Source organism: Streptomyces sp. NPDC040405, assembly GCF_055595765.1.
Genome location: NZ_JBVIVI010000007.1, coordinates 529,624 through 547,824 on the forward strand (window position 1 = coordinate 529,624; position 18,201 = coordinate 547,824).

General features: G+C 72.2%; 16 protein-coding genes and 1 pseudogene. 6 read left to right on the forward strand and 11 right to left on the reverse strand.

Features of this window, described 5'->3' with window-relative positions; translation table 11 throughout:
• The first annotated feature begins 1 nt into the window (after position 1).
• Positions 2-940, forward strand: a complete 939-nt coding sequence (locus ACZ59A_RS29225; RefSeq protein ID WP_470964380.1) for a M56 family metallopeptidase — start codon at positions 2-4, stop codon at positions 938-940.
• A 49-nt stretch (positions 941-989) separates the two neighbouring features.
• Here ACZ59A_RS29225 and ACZ59A_RS29230 read toward each other — a convergent pair whose 3' ends face one another.
• The 7 genes from ACZ59A_RS29230 to ACZ59A_RS29260 all read right to left on the reverse strand — a co-directional run bounded on the left by ACZ59A_RS29230 (position 990) and on the right by ACZ59A_RS29260 (position 8,622).
• Positions 990-1,445: a tellurite resistance TerB family protein gene (locus ACZ59A_RS29230; RefSeq protein WP_468042830.1), complete on the reverse strand. Its 456-nt coding sequence runs from the start codon at positions 1,443-1,445 to the stop codon at positions 990-992.
• An 84-nt stretch (positions 1,446-1,529) separates the two neighbouring features.
• Positions 1,530-2,489, reverse strand: a complete 960-nt coding sequence (locus tag ACZ59A_RS29235; RefSeq protein WP_470964384.1) for a sporulation protein — start codon at positions 2,487-2,489, stop codon at positions 1,530-1,532.
• A 50-nt stretch (positions 2,490-2,539) separates the two neighbouring features.
• Positions 2,540-2,761, reverse strand: coding sequence for a hypothetical protein (locus tag ACZ59A_RS29240; protein ID WP_470964387.1), 222 nt, complete (start codon positions 2,759-2,761; stop codon positions 2,540-2,542).
• Between the two features lie 259 nt (positions 2,762-3,020).
• Entirely contained in the window at positions 3,021-3,668 is a 648-nt protein-coding gene (locus ACZ59A_RS29245; RefSeq protein ID WP_470964390.1) for a response regulator, read from the reverse strand.
• Positions 3,665-4,888: a sensor histidine kinase gene (locus ACZ59A_RS29250; RefSeq protein WP_470964393.1), complete on the reverse strand. Its 1,224-nt coding sequence runs from the start codon at positions 4,886-4,888 to the stop codon at positions 3,665-3,667. Before ACZ59A_RS29250 ends, ACZ59A_RS29245 begins: the two co-directional genes overlap by 4 nt.
• 5 nt (positions 4,889-4,893) lie before the next feature.
• Positions 4,894-7,107, reverse strand: a complete 2,214-nt coding sequence (locus ACZ59A_RS29255; RefSeq protein WP_470964396.1) for an MMPL family transporter — start codon at positions 7,105-7,107, stop codon at positions 4,894-4,896.
• Positions 7,108-7,239: 132 nt separating this feature from the next.
• Positions 7,240-8,622: an aminotransferase-like domain-containing protein gene (locus ACZ59A_RS29260; RefSeq protein WP_470964399.1), complete on the reverse strand. Its 1,383-nt coding sequence runs from the start codon at positions 8,620-8,622 to the stop codon at positions 7,240-7,242.
• A 92-nt stretch (positions 8,623-8,714) separates the two neighbouring features.
• Here ACZ59A_RS29260 and ACZ59A_RS29265 point away from each other — a divergent pair, with 92 nt between their 5' ends.
• Positions 8,715-10,112, forward strand: a complete 1,398-nt coding sequence (locus ACZ59A_RS29265) for a pyridoxal phosphate-dependent decarboxylase family protein (RefSeq protein WP_470964402.1) — start codon at positions 8,715-8,717, stop codon at positions 10,110-10,112.
• 4 nt (positions 10,113-10,116) lie between these two features.
• On the forward strand, positions 10,117-10,905 hold the full coding sequence (locus tag ACZ59A_RS29270) for an aminotransferase class IV family protein (protein WP_470964405.1): 789 nt from the start codon (positions 10,117-10,119) through the stop codon (positions 10,903-10,905).
• On the opposite strand, the gene ACZ59A_RS29275 is transcribed toward ACZ59A_RS29270, so the two are convergent.
• Positions 10,863-11,615, reverse strand: a complete 753-nt coding sequence (locus tag ACZ59A_RS29275) for an alpha/beta hydrolase (RefSeq protein ID WP_470964407.1) — start codon at positions 11,613-11,615, stop codon at positions 10,863-10,865. The two genes, ACZ59A_RS29270 and ACZ59A_RS29275, sit on opposite strands and share 43 nt — an antisense overlap.
• A gap of 228 nt (positions 11,616-11,843) precedes the next feature.
• On the opposite strand from ACZ59A_RS29275, the gene ACZ59A_RS29280 reads away from it, so the two are divergent.
• Positions 11,844-13,730, forward strand: coding sequence for an NAD-binding protein (locus ACZ59A_RS29280; protein WP_470964464.1), 1,887 nt, complete (start codon positions 11,844-11,846; stop codon positions 13,728-13,730).
• 225 nt (positions 13,731-13,955) lie between these two features.
• A pseudogene (locus tag ACZ59A_RS29285) lies at positions 13,956-14,546 on the forward strand (sensor histidine kinase); the annotation flags it as partial.
• Positions 14,547-14,587: 41 nt separating this feature from the next.
• On the opposite strand, the gene ACZ59A_RS29290 reads toward ACZ59A_RS29285, so the two are convergent.
• Both ACZ59A_RS29290 and ACZ59A_RS29295 read right to left on the reverse strand, forming a co-directional pair.
• Positions 14,588-15,646, reverse strand: coding sequence for a right-handed parallel beta-helix repeat-containing protein (locus ACZ59A_RS29290; protein WP_470964410.1), 1,059 nt, complete (start codon positions 15,644-15,646; stop codon positions 14,588-14,590).
• Between the two features lie 176 nt (positions 15,647-15,822).
• The gene (locus ACZ59A_RS29295) at positions 15,823-16,227 is read right to left on the reverse strand and encodes a MerR family transcriptional regulator (RefSeq protein WP_468042809.1); all 405 of its coding nucleotides are present in this window, start codon (positions 16,225-16,227) and stop codon (positions 15,823-15,825) included.
• Positions 16,228-16,584: 357 nt separating this feature from the next.
• On the opposite strand from ACZ59A_RS29295, the gene ACZ59A_RS29300 reads away from it, so the two are divergent.
• Positions 16,585-18,078, forward strand: coding sequence for a SulP family inorganic anion transporter (locus ACZ59A_RS29300; protein WP_470964413.1), 1,494 nt, complete (start codon positions 16,585-16,587; stop codon positions 18,076-18,078).
• Between the two features lie 21 nt (positions 18,079-18,099).
• On the opposite strand, the gene ACZ59A_RS29305 is transcribed toward ACZ59A_RS29300, so the two are convergent.
• Positions 18,100-18,201: DUF475 domain-containing protein (locus tag ACZ59A_RS29305; protein ID WP_470964467.1), on the reverse strand; the 102-nt coding region annotated here is incomplete at its 5' end.

The following is an 18,201-nucleotide window of genomic DNA, read 5'->3' on the forward strand; positions in this document are numbered from 1 at the left end:
GTTGGGTGTGTTCGTCTTTCTGCCTCTCGTCCTGCCGTTAACGGCGCTGCCGATCACGCGTCTGGCCGAGCAGTACCTCCACCCCCGGCGCGCCACGCGCCTGTTGTCGCTGGTGGGCGGCGCGCTCGCGGTGTCCTCCACGCTGTGCCTGGTGCTGCTGGTGGTCGTCGGCACGGCCCAGCTTCCGGGCAATCCGCTGCCGGACGGCTGGTCCGACCCCGAGGTGCGGGCGGCGGTGCCGTTCGACGAGGTGGCCGGGAAGGCGGCCATCGTCGCGCTCGTCTCCGTGGCCGTCGCGTGCGCCGCTACGGTCCGGCGGCACCACCGGGCGCGGCGGCAGGCCCAGGAGGCGGTCGCCGGGCTGGCCGACGAGCCGGTCACGACACTCCCCGACGACGAGGCGTACGCGTACGCGCTACCCGGCGCGTCCGGCAGGCCCGGCCGGATCGTCGTCTCCACCGCGATGCTCGCCTGTCTGAACGCCTCCGAGCGGCGCGCCCTGATCGCACATGAGCACGCCCATCTCGACGGACACCATCACCGCTATCTGCTCGCCGCCCAGTTGGCGGCCCGGGCGAACCCCCTGCTGCGTCCGCTGCGGGGAGCGGTCGCGTACTGCGCCGAGCGGTGGGCGGACGAGGAGGCGGCCGGTGCGGTGGCGGACCGGAAGGTCGTGGCCAGGGCGGTCGGCAAGGCCGCGCTGGTCTCCCGTGGCACCCCCGCCCCGACGCTGGCCGGGTTCGCCGCGCCCGGACCCGTACCGCGCCGCGTGGCCGCGCTGCTGGGCCCGGTGCCGTCCGCCCGGCACTGGCCGCCCGCCCATACGGCGGCGGGCGTCGCCGCCTGGGTCGCCGCCGGGGGGACGGCCGCGTCCGCGCTGTCCTCGGCGAACGCGGCGATCGCGCTCTTCCGGGTCCTCCAGGCCGCGACGCCGCTGTAACCGGTCGCGGACCGGCCCTGGGGTGCCCCCGGGACCGGCCGCGCACCGGCTACAGGTCGAATTCGGCGGGGTCCAGATCCAGCGTGAAGCAGGCTTCCCGGACCACGGCCCGCTCGGTCTTGTCGAAGTCGCCGTCGGCGCCGCCGATGACGATGCCGATCTGGACGACGGCGCGAGCCTCGGCGGGCTTCTTCTTCGCCTTGGCCACCTCCTGCAGGATGCTGACCTTGCCGAAGTCGAAGTCCGCCGTGAGCTTGTCGAGGTAGTCGTTGAAGCGCCACCGCAGGTCGTCCGCGGGGAAGTTCTGCAGCACCTCGTTGGTGGCGATCAGCTGGGCGACGCGCTGCCGCTCGGACGGGTCGATCGAGCCGTCCGCCGCCGCCACCAGGGCACACATCGCCATGCTGGCGTCGCGGAACGCGCCGCTCTTGAGGTCGTTCTTCTTGGCGAGCAGCTGGCTCTGCATCGTCGATGCGGATTCCTTGATGCGGTCCCACAGGGCCATGACCAACTCCGTACGTCGTCGTCGCTAACTTCTACAACACTGTAGAAGTTAGCAGAGTGACCGACGGCCGAGGGCCGAGCGGGCTCAGTCCTCTTCGTCCTCGAAGGCGTCGCCGATCTCGTCCACGACCTCCGCCGCGACCATGCCGCCGACGACGCCGACCGCGACCCCTGCCGCGACGCCGCCGACGATGGCCCCGGTGCTGGGCCCGGAGCGCCCGGAGCGGCGTTCCTCGTGCCCGTGGCCGGAGGCTTCCGCGTATCCGTGGGCGGCGCGCTGGTCGACCAGCTGCCGGACCCAGGCGTCGACCTCCGCGGTCCAGTCGCGGTGCTCGACGCCCTCGTGGCCGACGGCGAAGAGGGCGAGGGTGTCGTGCCCCCCGGAGTGGAACCCGCCGCGCTTGTCGGCCTCCAGGACGACGTCCAGCCCGCCCGGGTTCGCGAGGAAGGTCACCTCCAGCTCGTTGAGGGCGTGGGCGTACTGCGGTGCCGGAGTCAGCTCGATCTCCTGGTAGAACGGCAGCCGCTGCCCCGTGCCCCGGACGTGACCCAGCTCCAGATCGGCGGACTTGAAGCCGAAGCCGAGCTGCCCGAGCGCCTCCAGGACGGCCTCCTGCGCGGGCAGCGGACCCACCGTCAGCTGGTCCAGGTCGCCCTTGTCCTTCGCGCCCGCCACCTCCAGCCCGGTACGGACGCCGAGCGCGATGCCGAGCGACTGCCCGTACAGCTCGGTGATGGGCGTCTCCCAGGGGAGGTGGAGGGTGAACGGCAGGCTGCGCTGCTCCCCATCGGCGAGCCGGAACCCGCCGCCCACCGTGAAGTGGTCGAAGACGGCGCCGCCTTCGCGCTCCTCGTCGCCGTGCTCGTCCTCGACCAGCGCGACGAGGTCCAGGGTGATCTGCTCGATCTCGAAGTCCGAGCTGCCGCCCCGGAGATGGATCTGCCCGGTCAGCGGCCCGCCGGGCCGTACGGGGCCGGCGTCCAGCACGGTGTCCACGGTGGGGCCGCCGACACCGAGTGAGCCGAGCAGTCGTTTGAACACCATTGTGGCGTCCACTCCTTATGTGCGTATGTGATGTGCGGATGCGCCCGTGGTTACTTGTTCGTCGTGTCGAGCGCGGCCAGCGCCGAGGCCCAGCGGGCGTACTTCAGATCGGCCAGGTCCTTGACCGTCTTGACGCCGAACGCCTCCTCCAGCAGGTTCCCCTGCCGGTCGGAGACCCCCTTGAGCGCCGACACGGGCGCGGCGAGGATCTCCGCCAACTCCTTGTCGGCCCATGCCTTGTCCAGCACCGTGTCGAGGTCTATGGAAGCCATGCTGCCCTCCTGGGGCGCGAGTGCGGTGAATGCCTGAGCGCGCGTGCGGTGCGGCGGGGAACCCCTCCGGCCGACGGCACGTTGACCGGTCGCGTGGGCCGACCCGCTCGCATTTCTACACGCGTGTAGAAGCATAGGGGTCGCGCCGCCCCGCCGGGTACGCATTCCGGCACCAAACCGGAGGAAGGCCGAAAAAGATCTCCCCGGCTGCACCCGGTCGGCTCCGCCCGGTCAGCCCCGCTCGGTCGGCTCCGCCCGGTCAGCCCCGCTCGGGCCGCTTCAGGAGCCCCCGCTCCATGGCCACCACCACGGCCCTCGTCCGGTCGTTCACATCGAGCTTGGCGAACAGGCGCAGCAGATGCGTCTTCACCGTGGCCTCGGCGATCACGAGGCGCCTTCCGATCTCGGCGTTGGTGAGCCCGTCCGCCACGGCGCCCAGGACATCGGTCTCGCGGTCGGTCAGCGGCTCCTGAACGGGCCGCCGCATCCGCGCGACCAGCTTCTCGGCGACCCGGGGCGCGAGCACCGTCTCGCCCCGCGCCGCCGCGTGGATGGCGTCGACGAGCTGGTCGCGGGTGGTGTCCTTGAGCAGATAGCCGATGGCACCGGCCTCCACCCCGCGCTCGATGTCCATGTCGGTGTCGTACGTCGTGAGGATCAGCACCCGGGTACGCGGATACCGGGCGACGATCTCGGCCGTCGTCGCCACCCCGTCCAGCACGGGCATCCGCAGATCGACCAGGGCCACGTCGGGGTCGTACCGTTCGACGAGACCGAGCGCCGCGCGTCCGTCGCCCGCCTCGCCGACGATCTCGATGCTGTCCTCGGCGGCGAGCAGGGCGATCACCCCGGCCCGCATCACGGTGTGATCGTCCACGACGACGATGCGCAGACCTCCCTCGCTCATGCCCCCACCTCGCCCGCCATCTCGCCGACTGTCTCGCCCGCCATGGGGATCATCGCCAGGATCCGCGTCCCGTCGCCCACCGAACTCGTCACCGTGAGCCTCCCGCCCAGCTCCGCCAGTCGCTTGCGCATGCCGTCGAGCCCGAAGCCCGTCGACTCCCCGGCCAGGAACCCGGTTCCGTCGTCGGTGATCTCCAGCTCCACCCCGTGCGGACGCCGCACCAGCACCACCCCGACCATGGACGCGTGCGCGTGTTTGCGCACGTTGGCCAGGGACTCCTGGGTGCAGCGCAGCAGCGCGATACGGGTCTGCTGGTCGCACGGGAGGTCCGCCAGGTCCGCGTCCACCGCCAGGCCGGTGTCCTCCGCGAAGCGGTCCAGCGTACGGCGCAGAGTCTCCGCCACCGAACCGTCGCCCACCTGGCCAGGGCCCGGCGCTCTCGCCGAGCCGACCAGCTCCCGGGCCTCGGCGAGGTTTTCCCGGGCGGTGGACTCGATCGACCGCAGCTGCTGGGCGCTGGCCGCCGGATCGCCGTCCAGGCCCGCGCGGGCCGCCTCCGCGAGCACGATGATCGACGCGAAGCCCTGCGCGAGCGTGTCGTGGATGTCCCGTGCGATGCGTTCCCGTTCGTCCGCCGCGCCCTGTCGCTGGTGGGCCTCGGACAGTTGCGCCTGCGTCCGCTCCAACTCCTCGATCAGCCGGGCCCGTTCGCTGCTCTGCGTGACGACCGAGTGCGCCCACAGTCCGATCAGTACGCCCACCGCGACCACGATCAGGGTGGACACCAGCGTCTCGCCGAAGAACTCCGCCGACCAGCCCTGCCGGGCCAGCGTCCCGGCCAGCGTGGCACCGGCGGCCAGCCCGAGGAACCCCATCGAGGCCCGCGGAGTGCGCCCGAACATCCAGTAGTGCGGCAGCGTCACCATGAACAGCGCCGCATAACTGCTGCCCTGATGGGCCAGCCCGCCGAGCGCGAGCACGAGCACCGAGAGATAGACCCGCGGACGTACGACGGGATTCCCCGGGAACCGGTCGAGCACCGCGTAGCACAGCACCACCCCGCCGAGCAGCCCGAGCGCCTTGTACGCGCTCCCGCCCGGCGGAGCCGTCGTCACCAGCCCGACGGCCATCGCGCCGAACAGGACCCAGCACACGGCGTTCCACCGGCGCAGCGAAGTGGCCCAGGAGGCGTCGGCCAAGGGGTTGGCGAGAGCGGTCATACCGGTCAACGTACGTCGGCCATCGACCGCCCGTCGGCGGCTGTTCCCGTCTCCACCGGTCGCCGCGCGGTCCGCGAGGGCCACCAGCTCGCCTCGCCGATCAGCAGCATCGCCGACGGCAGAACCATGATCCGGACGATGAAGGCGTCGAGCAGCACGGCCGCCGCGAGGACGAAGCCGATCTGCTTCATCTCGATGATGTGCAGGAAGACGAAGCTCACGAAGACGGTCGTCATCACCACCGCCGCGCTCGTCACCACGCTCGCCGACCTCCGGATGCCGTCGAGTACGGCCTGCCTCGTGGGCACGCCCGCGAGAACGGCCTCCCTGATCCGGCTCACCACGAACACCTGGTAGTCCATCGAGAGCCCGAAGAGGATCACGAAGAGGAACAGCGGTACGCGCGATCCGACCGATCCCGTGGAATGGAAGTCCAACAGCCCCTCGGCCCAGGTTCCCTGGAAGACCAGGATGAGCAGTCCGAGCGCCGCCGCCGCGGACAGCACGTTCAGTACGACACCGATCAGGCCCAGCACCACCGAGCGGAACGCGTATGCCGTCATCGCGAAGGTCACCAGCAGCAACGCCCCGAGGACCAGCGGGAGTTTGCCGTTCTGGTGCGCCGGATAGTCGGCGTACCGGGCGACGTCCCCGCTCACTCCGTACTCCGCCCCGTCGACCCGGCCGACGGTGGCGGGCAGGTAGTCCTCGCGCAGATGGTCGAGGGAGTCGTACGCCTGGTCGGAGTTGCCCAGGTACCCCACCCTCAGCTGCAGCACACTGATCCGGCGGTCGGCGGAGGTCCGGACGCGCGAGGCGCCGCTGAACAGCGGGTCGGCGTCGGCGCGCCGGACCAGCTCGCGCAGCGCCCCGCCGACCTCGCCGGAGCGCGCGGCGTCGGCACGTACGACGACCTGGTGGGTGACCCGTTGCCCGGGGAACGCCTCGTTGAGCCGGTCGTACGTCCGCATGGCGGCGATGTCGCGGGAGTGGGTGTCCCGGCTCATCTCCGTGATCTTCAACCCGGCCAGCGGGGCGACTAGCGCGAGCAGGGCGAGAACGGAGACGCACAGCGTGGCCAGGGGGTGGCGGCTCGCGGGCCGCAGCAGCGCGGCCCACACCCGGCCGCCCGCGTCGCCCGCGTCGCCCGCCTCGCCCCGCGTCCGGCGCGCGGGCTTTCCGCGCTCGGCGCGGCGCCGCGCCCTGCGCTCCTCCCGCTTGCCGAGCGTGACGAGCATCGCGGGCAGCGCCGTCAGGGAGCTGGCCACCGCGACCAGGACGACCACGATCGTGCCGGTGGCCAGCGAGGAGAAGATGACGTCGGAGGCGAGATACAGCGTCGCGGTGGAGGCCACGACCGCGAGCCCGGAGAGCACGACGGCCCGGCCCGAGGTCGCCGCGGCCACGTCCACCAGCGCCTCGGAGCTGAGCCGGCCGCCCGCGCGGGCGCGCTCCTCGCGCTCCCGCTTGAGGTAGAAGAGCGTGTAGTCGACGCCGACCGCGAGGCCGATCATCAGGATGACGTTCGTGCCGACCCCGGCGTCGGGGGAGAGGTGCGAGGCCACCATCGAGAGCCCGACGGCGGCCGCGATGGACGACAGCGCGAGCAGCAGCGGCACCCCCGCCATGGTCACGGACCCGAAGACGGCCAGCAGGGTGAGCAGGGTGACGGGGAGCGTGATCTTCTCGGAGAGTGCCAGGTCGTCGCTGCGCTGCTGGTCGACTCCCTTGCTGATGGACGGACTTCCGGTCTCCTCCAGCCGCAGCCGGGGATACGCCTTCCCCACGGCGCCGGTCTGTGCGGTCAGCGCGTCGACCTTGTCCTTCGCGTCCCGTTCCTCGCCCTTCAGCGCCACCTCGACCATGAGGATCCGGCGATCCTCGGACAGCAGCGGGCCGGCGACGCCCGCGACGTCGGGCAGTCGCTTCATCCGGGCGGTCAGGTCCTCGGCGGCGGCTTCGGCCGCGTCGCGGTCGAGGGGGCCCGACCGCGACGAGATCAGCACCTGCTCGGTGGATCTGCGCTCCAGACCCCCTTCGGCGGCCATCGCCTCCGCCCGGCCCGCCTCGCCGACCCGGTAGTCGGCCGTCGTCGCGCTGTGCGTGCCGACGGCACCGCCGATCCCCAGGCACAGCACCACGAACACGAGCCAGCCGACGAGGGCCCGCCAGGGGTGCCGAGCGCTCCAGCGCGCCATGCGCACAGTGAATGAGTCCATGCCCACGAGCCTTGCCGGGCGGCGTAGTCGGCCGACAGAGGTACCCGGTTGAACTTCCCGTCCACCGATCGGTGGACCCGGATCCGGCGCGAGAGCGCGGTCAGGGCCGTGCGCGCGTGAGGGGCCCTGCCGTCACCCCCCGGCGCCGCTCCCCGGCACCGCTCGCGCGGCGTCGTCCAGGACGTCGGCGATCCGGTCGAGCACGTGGCACGGTGGTGTGAAGGGCACGCGCAGATAGCGGCTGAGGGCGGCGTCGGCCGCGAACCGTGAGCCCGCCATGAGCGCGACCCCGTTGGCGGCGGCCCGTTCGACGACGGTGTCGGCGAGGGTGGTGTTCAGCCGCAGCCACAGGGTGAGACCGCCGGGCGGCAGCGTGAAGTGCCAACGGCCGTCGTCGGCGAGCAGGCTGCCGAGGTGGTCGCGCTGCCGCCGCAGCTCGCGCCGCCGCCGTTCGAGCACCGGTTCCAGATCACGGAGCAGTTCGACGGCGACGAGCTGCTGCACCGGGGGCGCGGACAGGGGCCCGGCCAGCGGGTGGTCCCGCAGCTCCCGGATGAGCGAGGCACGGGCCCGGATCCAGCCGATGCGCAGCCCGCCCCAGATGGACTTGCTGGTCGAGCCGATCAGCAGCGCGCCGGGAACGCGGGGCGGGGGCTCCGGCCGGTCGCGCAGGTCGAAGTCGCGCAGCGTCTCGTCCACCACGAGGGTCACCCGGTGCTCGGCGGCGAGCCGGGCCACGGTGCGGCGGGCGGGCGCGGACATCAGCGCGCCCGTCGGGTTGTGGAAGTCGGGCACCAGATAGGCGAGGTGGCCGCGCGCGGCGGCGAAGCCGTCCCGCAGCTGGTCCAGGTCCCAGCCGTCGCCGGTGACCCGGCAGCCCACCAGCCTCGTCCCGGTGTGGCGCAGCACATGAAGCGCGTCGTAGTACGTGGGGGTCTCCACCACCGTCGTACGAGGCGCGAAGTGCGCCGCGAGCAGGGCCAGCGCGGCTCGCGTCCCGCCGGTGACGAGGATCTGCTCGGGCAGGGTCGCGGTGCCCTCGCGGCTGTACCGTGCCGCGATCGCCGCGCGCAGCTCCTCGATGCCCGGGTCCGGTCCGCCGTGCTCGGCCAGCAGGGGCCCGGCCCGCTCGGTGGCCCGCCTCGTCGCCTCCAGGTACAGCTCCTGCGGCGCGGCGGGTACGGCCCGGCGCAGGTCGATCAGGGATCCGTCCTCCCCGGTCGCCGAGAGCGGGGCGATCCGTTCCGCGGCGCCCGCGGGGAACCGCACCGTGCTGGCGCTGCCGTGCCGGGTACGTACCCATCCGGCGTCGCGCAGCCGGTCCAGGGCGGCGGTCACCGTGCCACGGCTCACGCCGAGCGCGGCGGCGAGGCGGCGCTCGGCGGGCAGCTCGCTCCCGGCGCGGATACGGCCGTCGAGCAGCGCTTCCCGTACCGCCCGGGCCAGCGCCGTGCTGAGCGGCGCCGTGGTGCTCCGCCAGGGGCCCAGGACCCGCACCAGGTAGTCGTCCCTCATGCGCACTGGTCCAGTTTTCCACGATTGGACCAGGCGCCGGACCGGTAAGGCTCCTTAACGTCGTGGCCACCTGACACGAACGGAGACCCGCCATGCACCCACGACTCGCCGCGGACAGCGACGGGCTGCCGCACCTGCTGGAGGCCGTCCAGCAGCACGCCGCCGCCGTGCTCGCCCAGGTCGCCGAGCGGGACGTCGTCCCCGCGGCGCCGGTGCCGGAACCGGAGCCCTTGTCCACGCAGGGGGCGGGAGCGCGGGCGGCGCTGGAGGAGTTCATCGCCTGCTGGGAGCCCGCGCTGTCGACGAGCGCCGGACCGCGCTATCTGGGATTCGTCACCGGCGGGGCGACACCGGCCGCGCTGGTCGGCGACTGGATGACCGCGACCTGGGACCAGAACCCCTTCTCGTCGCTGGACGGGGCGGGACAGAGCCTGGAGCGCGAGACGATGGCCTGGCTGCGGAGCCTGTTCGGCCTGTCCGACCAGCACCACGGCACCTTCGTCAGCGGCGCCACCATGTCCAACACTGTCGGCCTCGCCGTCGCCCGCGAATGGCTCGGAGAGCGGTGGGACGTCTCGCCCGCGGAGTTCGGCGCGGGCGTACTCGGCGCGGTGCGGGTGCTGTCGGGAGCGGCCCACTCGTCCGTGCCCAAGGGGCTGTCGGCGCTCGGCCTGGGACGCCGGGCCCTCATCCCCGTTCCGACCCTGCCGGGGCGGGAGGCCGTCGACGTGGCGGCGCTGGAGGAAGCGCTTCGCGAGGCCGAGCCCGACGGCCCGTGCATCGTGGTCGCGAACGCCGGTACGGTCAACACCGCCGACTTCGACGACCTGCGTGCCGTCGCCGCGCTGCGCGAGCGCTACGCCTTCTGGCTGCATGTGGACGCCGCCTTCGGCGCCTTCGCCGCGCTGTCACCCGAGCACGCGCACCTGGTCGAGGGCCTCGACCTGGCCGACTCGATCTGTATCGACCTGCACAAGTGGCTGAACGTCCCCTACGACAGCGCCGTGCAGTTCACCCGGCGCCCCGACCTGCAGACGGCCGTCTTCCAGAACGCGGCGGCCTACCTGGGCCCGCTCGGCGACACCCCCGACACGGCCCACCTCACCCCGGAGAACTCCCGGCGCCTGCGCGCCCTCGCCGCCTGGTTCACCCTGCGGGCCTACGGGCGGGACGGCCACCGCGAGATCACCGAGCGCTGCATCCGATGCGCCCGTGCCCTGGGCCAAGCCATCGACACCACGCCCGGTCTGCGGCTTCTCGCACCGGTCCGGCTCAACGTCGTCTGCTTCACCCTCACCGAAAACCCCACCGCCGAACGCCTCACCGCACTCGCCGAAGGGGTCTCCGACGAGGTCTTCCTCACCCCCACCGTCCTCGACGGAACCCCCGCCCTCCGCGCCGCCTTCAGCAACTGGCGCACCACCGAAACCGACGCCCGCAGGGCAGCCGCGGCCCTCCAGGCCGCGATCCCCCCACCGCTGTCATCCTGAAGCCATGGCGGAACTGAACGGACGACCTGTCGACCCCGACGCCGTGCTGACATTGGCGCTCACCAACTACGGGCACTTCACGAGCATGCGCGTCGACGACCAGCGCGTACGCGGGCTCGGACGCCACCTCGAACGCCTGGTGCGGGACTGCGAGGCGGTCTTCGGCGCGGACCTCGATCCCGAACTGGTCCGGCGGTACGTCAGGCAGGCGGCGGGCGAGCGCGGCGGCTCGTTCGTCGTCCGGGTCAGCGTCTTCGACCCCGAGGTCGACATGGGCCACCCGGCCCGGGCGAACACGCCGAACATCCTGGTCACCGTGCGCCCGGCCGCGTCGCTGCCCCTGCCTCCGCTGCGGGTGAAGCCCATCGCCTACGAACGCGATGTCCCGGCCGTCAAGCACCTGGGCCTGTTTGGATCGCTCCACTCGCGCCGTACGGCACAGCTCGACGGCTACGACGACGCCCTGTTCGTCGGTCCGGACGGCCGGGTCTCCGAGGGCGGGACGTGGAACGTCGGCTTCATCGGGGACGACGGCGTCGTCTGGCCGAAGGCGGACGTCCTGCCGGGAGTGACCATGGCCCTGCTCCAGCAGCATGCCGAGTACGCCACGGTGCCGGTCACGCTCACGGACGCGCGGAACATGCGCGCCGCGTTCGCGACGAACACGAGCATCGGGGTACGCGCCATCTCCCGCATCGACGGGACCGCGATGGCCGCGGAACACCCCCTGCTCGCCCAGCTGCGGGACACCTACCTGGCCATCCCCGGCGAACCGCTGTCCGGGACGTTGTAACGGCTGTGGACCGGCATGGGGGTCCGGGCCAGGACGGCCCCGACCAGGTCCGCGGTGAGCCGGTGCCAGTGGCGGGCGCCGCGGAGCATGGTGTGGCCGCCGTGCGGCATCGCGATCGTGTGGGCCCGGGCGCCCGCGTGCCGGGCGCGCTCGGCGAAGAGCCAGGAGTGCGCGGCCTCGGTGATCCGGTCGCGCTCGTCGTGCAGGACGGCGATGTCCTTGCCCCGCAGATGGGCGACCGGTTCGTCCGGCGGGCACCACGGCGCGAGCGCGACGACGCCCAGCACCGAGGGGTGTCCCCCGGCCAGGAGCGCCGCGCGTCCGCCCATGGAGTGGCCGACCAGGACGACCGGCAGGCCGGGGGCGGGTCCGGTGGGCCCGGTGAGTTCGTCGAGGGCGCCTCGGGCGTCGTGCGCGGCGTCGGCGCGTGGCCCGTTCCACCCCCGGCACCGGTAGCGCACGGACGCGAGCACCAGCCCCCGTCCGTCCAGGGCTCGCGACACCGCCGTACGGAAGGGGCGCATCCGCAGGGCGGGCAGGTTGAGCGGCGGGGGAGGGGCCAGGCCGTCCGCCGACCCGCCGTGCAGGACGACCACCGCGGCTTCGGGGGCGGACGGCAGGGCGTGCACGATCAGCGGACGGTGGGATGCGAGCTGCGCCCGGTCGGCGTCCGGCGACACGGGGCCCGCGGGGTCTTCGTCTTCGCTCATCGTTCCGTTCCCCTCCCGGGCATCGCCGAACGCGACCGACAGCCCCTGCCCCCCGGGTAGTTCACCCGGTACGGAGTGGTCGCCACCGCCGTGACGGTGATGCCGTACGCCGGATATACGTGGTCGCGGTACTTCACCGTGAGCCGACCGCCTACATCATCGACCAACGGGGGCTTCGACGTCGTGTTCTCCTCATCCGCCGCACCACCCGGCCCGGCCGCACCGCGCATGATCGTCTGCGGTGACGACGCGCTCGCACACCGCCTGGCCGCCGAACTCCACGGCGTCTACCGGGCACGCGTGACCGTCGTCATCCCGGGCGGCCTCTCCCTGGCGGAGCCCGCGGGGCACCGGATGGCGGGAGGCCCCGCCGCCACGCTGTTCGGCCGGTTCACCGCGGCTGTCGGCCGGGTCCCGCTGCCCCGGCAGCCCGTGGCCGAGGGCGAACCGGACCCGAGCGTACGCGTCGTGGAGGCCCACGCCCTGGACGACGACGTGCTGACCGAGGCGGGCGTGGAGCACGCGACGGCGCTCGCCCTGGTCCATGACGACGACGAGACCAACATCCACGCCGCCCTGCGCGCCCGCCGCCTCAACCCCCGGCTGCGGCTGGTCATCCGGCTCTACAACCGCAAACTCGGCCAGCACCTGGAAGATCTCCTCGACCAGGCGGCCCGGGTCGCCGACCCCGGCATGGACCCGGCGGAGCTGGACGCCGCCGCGACCGTCCTGTCGGACGCCGACACCGTGGCCCCCGCACTGGCCGCCACCGCCGTCGCGGGCACCAGCAAGGTGGTGCAGGCCGATGGGCTGCTGCTGCGCGCGGCCGAGCGCACCCCGCCCCGCCGCGACGAGACCACCGACCCCGGCCTGTGCACCCTCGCCCTGCTCTCGTCCACCACCAGCGACCCCGGCGGCAGCGAGGGCTCGGACAGCAGCGGCGACGAGGGGCCCCGGCTGCTGCCCGGCGACGACGAGGTCGCCGCCGCCACCGGCCGCGGCACGGTGGTGCTCGACGCCGTCTCCGCCACCGGGCCACCCATGCCGCCACGGCGGCTCGGCAGCCGCCGACTCCCCCTCGCCTCGCTGCTCTCCCGCCGACTGCGCTGGTCCGTCGCCGGAATGGTGATCGCCGTGCTCGCGCTCACCCTCGTCTCCTGGCGGCTGACCGGCGACGGTCTCGTCCACGCGGCCTACCTGACGGTGCTGGACGTACTGGCCATCGACGACCCGGCGCTCGACGAGTCGACCGCGCGCAAGATCCTTCAGCTGCTGTCCGGGCTGACCGGACTGCTCCTGCTCCCCGTCCTGGTGGCCGCGGCCTTCGAGGCGCTGGGCACGTTCCGCACCGCGTCCGCGCTGCGCCGCCCGCCACGCGGCCTCTCGGGCCATGTCGTCCTGCTCGGCCTGGGCAAGGTCGGCACCCGCGTCCTGGCCCGGCTCCGGGAGATGGACATCCCCGTCGTGTGCGTGGAAGAGGACCCCGGGGCGCGCGGCATCCCGCTGGCCCGCAGGCTGGGAGTGCCGACCGTCACCGGCGACGTCACCCAGGAAGGCGTCCTCGAAGCCGCCAAGATCCAGCGCGCGCACGCCCTGCTGGCGCTGACCAGCTCCGACACCACCAACCTTGAGGCGACGCTCTACGCCCGCTCCGTCAAGCCCCGGCTGCGGGTGGGGTTGCGCCTGTACGACGACCAGTTCGCCACCGCCGTCTACCGCACCCTGCGCGCCGCCCATCCCCAGGCCCTGACGCGCAGCCGCAGCGTCTCCACCCTGGCGGCGCCCGCCTTCGCCGGGGCGATGATGGGGCGCCAGGTCCTCGGCGCCATACCGGTCGAGCGCCGCGTCCTGGTCTTCGCGGCCCTGCACGTCGCCGGGCACCCCCAGCTGGAAGGCCGTACCGTCGCCGAGGCGTTCACCCCGGGCGCCTGGCGGGTGATCGCCCTGGACGCGGCGGAAGTCGCGGACCGCCGACGCGACCTGGCGGCTACGTACGAAGGCGACGCACGGGAACCCGGTCTGGTCTGGGATCTGCACCCCGGCTACGTCCTGCGGGCCCAGGACCGCGTGGTACTGGCCGCCACCCGCCAGGGCCTGGGCGAACTCCTCGCCTGAGAGCGGGGCGAGGCGGTGGAAGCGCGGGAAGGCGTCGACGGCGGCGAGGCAGCAGACCAGGACCGCGACGGCGACACCGGTATTGGCCAGGATCGACAGGGTGGTCTCGCTGTGCGGTGAGGCCACCAGGAGGCCGAGGGGGGTGTCGCCGCTGGGGTAGCCCCAGGTGTCGGACCACCAGGCCGACGAGACCGACCCGCCGTCGCCCCAGGCGGACTCGGCGAGCGTCTTCAGCGCGCCGGGCACCAGGTGCAGGGCCACCAGGTCAGCCTGATCGCCGTCCAGGCCGGTGTCCTTCAAGTCGCCGCGAAGGACCCGGACTTCAAGGAGGGCGCCCGCACCATCCGGTCCCTCAGCGTCGACACCCTGGACGAACTGCGCCACATGGTGACGCTGCTGCGCGCCTCCGGGGGCCGCTCCACCGAGCTGGCACCGCAGCCCACCCTCGCCGACCTGCACAAGCTGGTCACCACGAGCGGCATCGATACGGAGCTCGCGGGCGACCTCCCCCCGGACATCGGCGCACCCGCGCAACGCGCCGTCAACCGCACGGTCCAGGAAGCCCTCACCAACGTACGCAAGCACGCCCCCGGCTCCACCGCGACCGTCCGTCTCTGGCACGGCCCCGACGCCTTCGGCGTCACCGTCGCCAACACACCCTCCACCCGCCCGTCGCTCCCCCTCCCCGGCTCCCGCCAGGGCCTGGTCGGCCTCAGGGAACGAGCCGAACTCCTCGGCGGCACCTTCGCGTCGGGGCCGACCGGAGACGGCGGCTACCGGGTGACGCTGCGTGTCCCGGCGGACGGGCGGGCCTGACCTCGAAGGCATGAACCCGCCCGGCCCTTACCGGAGTTGGCTCACTTGGGGTCGACGATGTCGTCGGAGTCGGGCAGGTCGGACTCCTTCGACACCGGCGGGGCGACGTTGGCGGTGGCGGTGGGGTTGGTGCACCCGGGGACGCTGTCTTCAGGCGCGCAGTTGTCCGGCCTGTTGTTGACGACCCTGGTGTCGGTGAGCGTGGTGTCCGCGTCACCTTCGACGTAGATGCCGCCACCTGCGGTGATCGCGGTGTTCCGCGTGACCAGGCTTCTGACCAGCGTGGCCGTACTGGCGTTGTTGGAGAGACCCGCGCCTCGCAGGGCGATGTTCTCCCTGACGGTGGCCGACTTCAGGTTCAGGGTGGAGCCGTTGACGTTGCGGAGGCCGCCACCGAACTCGGCGGTGTTGCCCCTGATCGACACGGACTCCAGGGACGCGGTGCCCACTCGGTTCTCCAGGCCGCCACCGTTGTTGGTGACCGCCCGGTTGTTGAGCAGGGCCCCGCCCTTCATCGTCATCGTGCCGCCACCGTCGTTGTTGATTCCGCCGCCGAAGCTGGCCGCGCTGTTGCGCTCCACGGTGGTGCGGTCGAGGTCGAGTTCTCCACCGACGTTGGAGATGCCGCCACCGGTGACGGCGTGATTGCCCCTGACGACCGCGTCGTCCAGGTTCAGCGTGCCCTGCTCGTTCGCGATGCCGCCGCCGAAGTTCAGGGAGATGCCGCCGGTGACCGTGAGCGACTTCAGGGTGAGGGTGCCGCCTTCCACCACGTGGAAGATGCGGAAGGCCACCGTCGAGTCCGGGGGGTTGCGTCGAATCGTGGAACCGTTGCCGGAGATGGTCACGTTCCCGGTGATCTCGGGAAGACCGTCGTCCGGGTTGTCGGGGGCGGTCAGCGTGTACGTGCAGTTGCGCGCGAGCCGGATGCGGCCACCGCTGGTGTTGGCGTCGTTGATCGCGTCCACCAGGCCGTCGATGTCGTTGCACCGCACTTGGGTTTCCGGGGCCGCGTCGGCCGGTCCGGCCGGCAGGACCGCGAGGGAGAGCCCCACGCCGACCGCGGTTATCACGCCGCCGGATCGCAGAATGGTCTTCATCGATACGCCTTCCTCAACACTGGGGTGAAGCGGAACATCACCGGCACGCGGCAAAAGCGCCGACCGGCCGGGATGACGGATGACGTTTCCTTTGTAACCGCGGGTGATCGTGACCTCGCGCGGTGTACCGCCAAACGGATCTGCGTCCCCGACCGCGTCCCTCGGAGCGAATGCCGTCAGTGATGCCGTGCGGAGGTGAGGCGCTCGTCCAGCGTGGCGGCGAACTCCTCCGCTCGCGCCAGTTGGGTCCGCAGGTCCGCCACCCGCTGCCGCGCGGTCTCCTGGTAGCCGCGCACCCGGTTCAGCAGTTCCTCCCGCTCATCGGCCGGCACATCGGCGCCGGAGTCGAGGCGGTCGGTGGCCCCCAGCAGGTCGCGCATCTGGTCCAGGGTGAAGCCGAGCGGCTTCATGCGGCGGATGACCATCAGGCGGGCGACATCGGCTTCGGTGTAGAGGCGGAAGCCGCCCTGGGAGCGGGCGGAGGGGACGACGAGGCCGGTCTCCTCGTAGTGGCGGATGGTGCGCAGGGACAGCTCGGTCCGCGCGGCGACTTCGCCGATCTGCATGTGCTTGCCGTCCACGCCCGTGATCCCTTGGCCCTTCTCGTCCCCGGCTGATCTCTACCCTAACGTTAGGGTAGAGTTGCTGATGGCGGGGTCGGCGCAGTGCCGCCCTGCCGCTGCCGTGCCGGGGCCGATGCCGCCCCCGGTGAAGATCCGATTCTTGCAGGAGCCCCGCGTGCGCGAGCCCATGATGCCCGCCGCCGCGTCCTGCCTGCCGTGACGCCTCGTACCCGGATGTGAGCTCCACCGGCCCATCGCGCCACGCTGCCCGCGCCCCGTTCCCCGCTCCGATTTCGCACCGTTCCCGCACGCCCCGGCCCTGCTGAAAAGGGCGCGCCCGAGCTTGAGGTTCCCACTCCCTTGTCTGGTTCCGTCATGTCCCCGGCCGCCGCCCGTCTGCGCGGCCTGAAGCCCGATTGGCTGACCGATCCGAAGGTCTGGCGTACCGAGGTCCTGGCGGGCCTGGTGGTCGGGCTCGCGCTGATACCCGAGGCGATCTCGTTCTCGATCATCGCCGGGGTCGACCCGGCCATCGGCCTGTTCGCGGCCTTCACCATGGCCGTCACCATCTCGGTCGTCGGCGGGCGCCGGGCGATGATCTCCGCCGCGACCGGTGCCGTGGCGCTGGTGATCGCGCCGATGAACCGTGAGCACAGCCTGGGCTACCTGGTCGCCACGGTGATCCTCGGCGGTGTCTTCCAGATCGCGCTCGGCGCGCTGGGCGTGGCGAAGCTGATGCGGTTCATCCCCCGCTCCGTCATGGTCGGCTTCGTCAACTCCCTCGCCATCCTGGTCTTCATGGCCCAGGTCCCCGAGATGACGGACGTGCCCTGGGCCGTCTACCCGCTGATCGCGGCCGCGCTGGTGCTGATGGTGTTCTTCCCGAAGGTCACCACCGTGATCCCGGCGCCGCTGGTGTCGATCGTGATCCTCACCGTCGTCACGGTCGCGGCCGGGATCGCGGTCCCCACCGTCGGCGACAAGGGCGATCTGCCCTCCTCCCTGCCGGTCCCCGGCCTGCCCGACGTGCCGTTCACCCTGGACACGCTGACCACCATCGCGCCGTACGCCTTCGCGATGGCGCTGGTCGGCCTGATGGAGTCGCTGATGACGGCCAAACTGGTCGACGACATCACCGACACCCACTCCAGCAAGACCCGCGAGTCCATCGGTCAGGGCATCGCCAACATCGTCACCGGCTTCTTCGGCGGCATGGGCGGCTGCGCCATGATCGGCCAGACGATGATCAACGTGAAGGTCTCCGGCGCCCGCACCCGTCTGTCGACGTTCCTGGCGGGCGCGTTCCTGATGGTGCTGTGCGTCGTCTTCGGGCCGGTCGTCTCCGACATCCCCATGGCCGCGCTGGTCGCCGTCATGGTCATGGTGTCGTTCACGACCTTCGACTGGCACTCCATCGCTCCCAAGACGCTCAAGCGGATGCCCGCCGGGGAGATCGCCGTCATGGTGATCACCGTCGCGGTCGTCGTGGCCACCCACAACCTGGCCATCGGCGTCGTCGTCGGCTCGGTCACCGCCATGGTCGTCTTCGCCAAGCGGGTCGCCCACCTCGCCCAGGTCACCGCCGTGACCGACCCCGACCACACCACCGTGGTCTACCAGGTCACCGGCGAGCTGTTCTTCGCCTCCTCCAACGACCTCGTCGGCCAGTTCGACTACGCCGCCGACCCCGACAAGGTCGTCATCGACCTGTCCGCCGCCCACATCTGGGACGCCTCCTCCGTCGCGGCCCTCGACGCGATCGAGACCAGGTACGCCCAGCGGGGCAAGACCGTCGAGATCACCGGCCTGAACGGGCCGAGCGCCCACCTCCACGGCAAGCTCAGCGGCGAACTCGCGGCCACCGACTGACCACCCCGTCCCGCCCGCAACTCATTCGGCCAGCCTGCGGTTGCGCCGGACCGAGGAGAAGAAGGACGAGGCGATCAGGACGACGCCGACGAGCCCCGTGATGACCTCGTGGATCTCGTACTG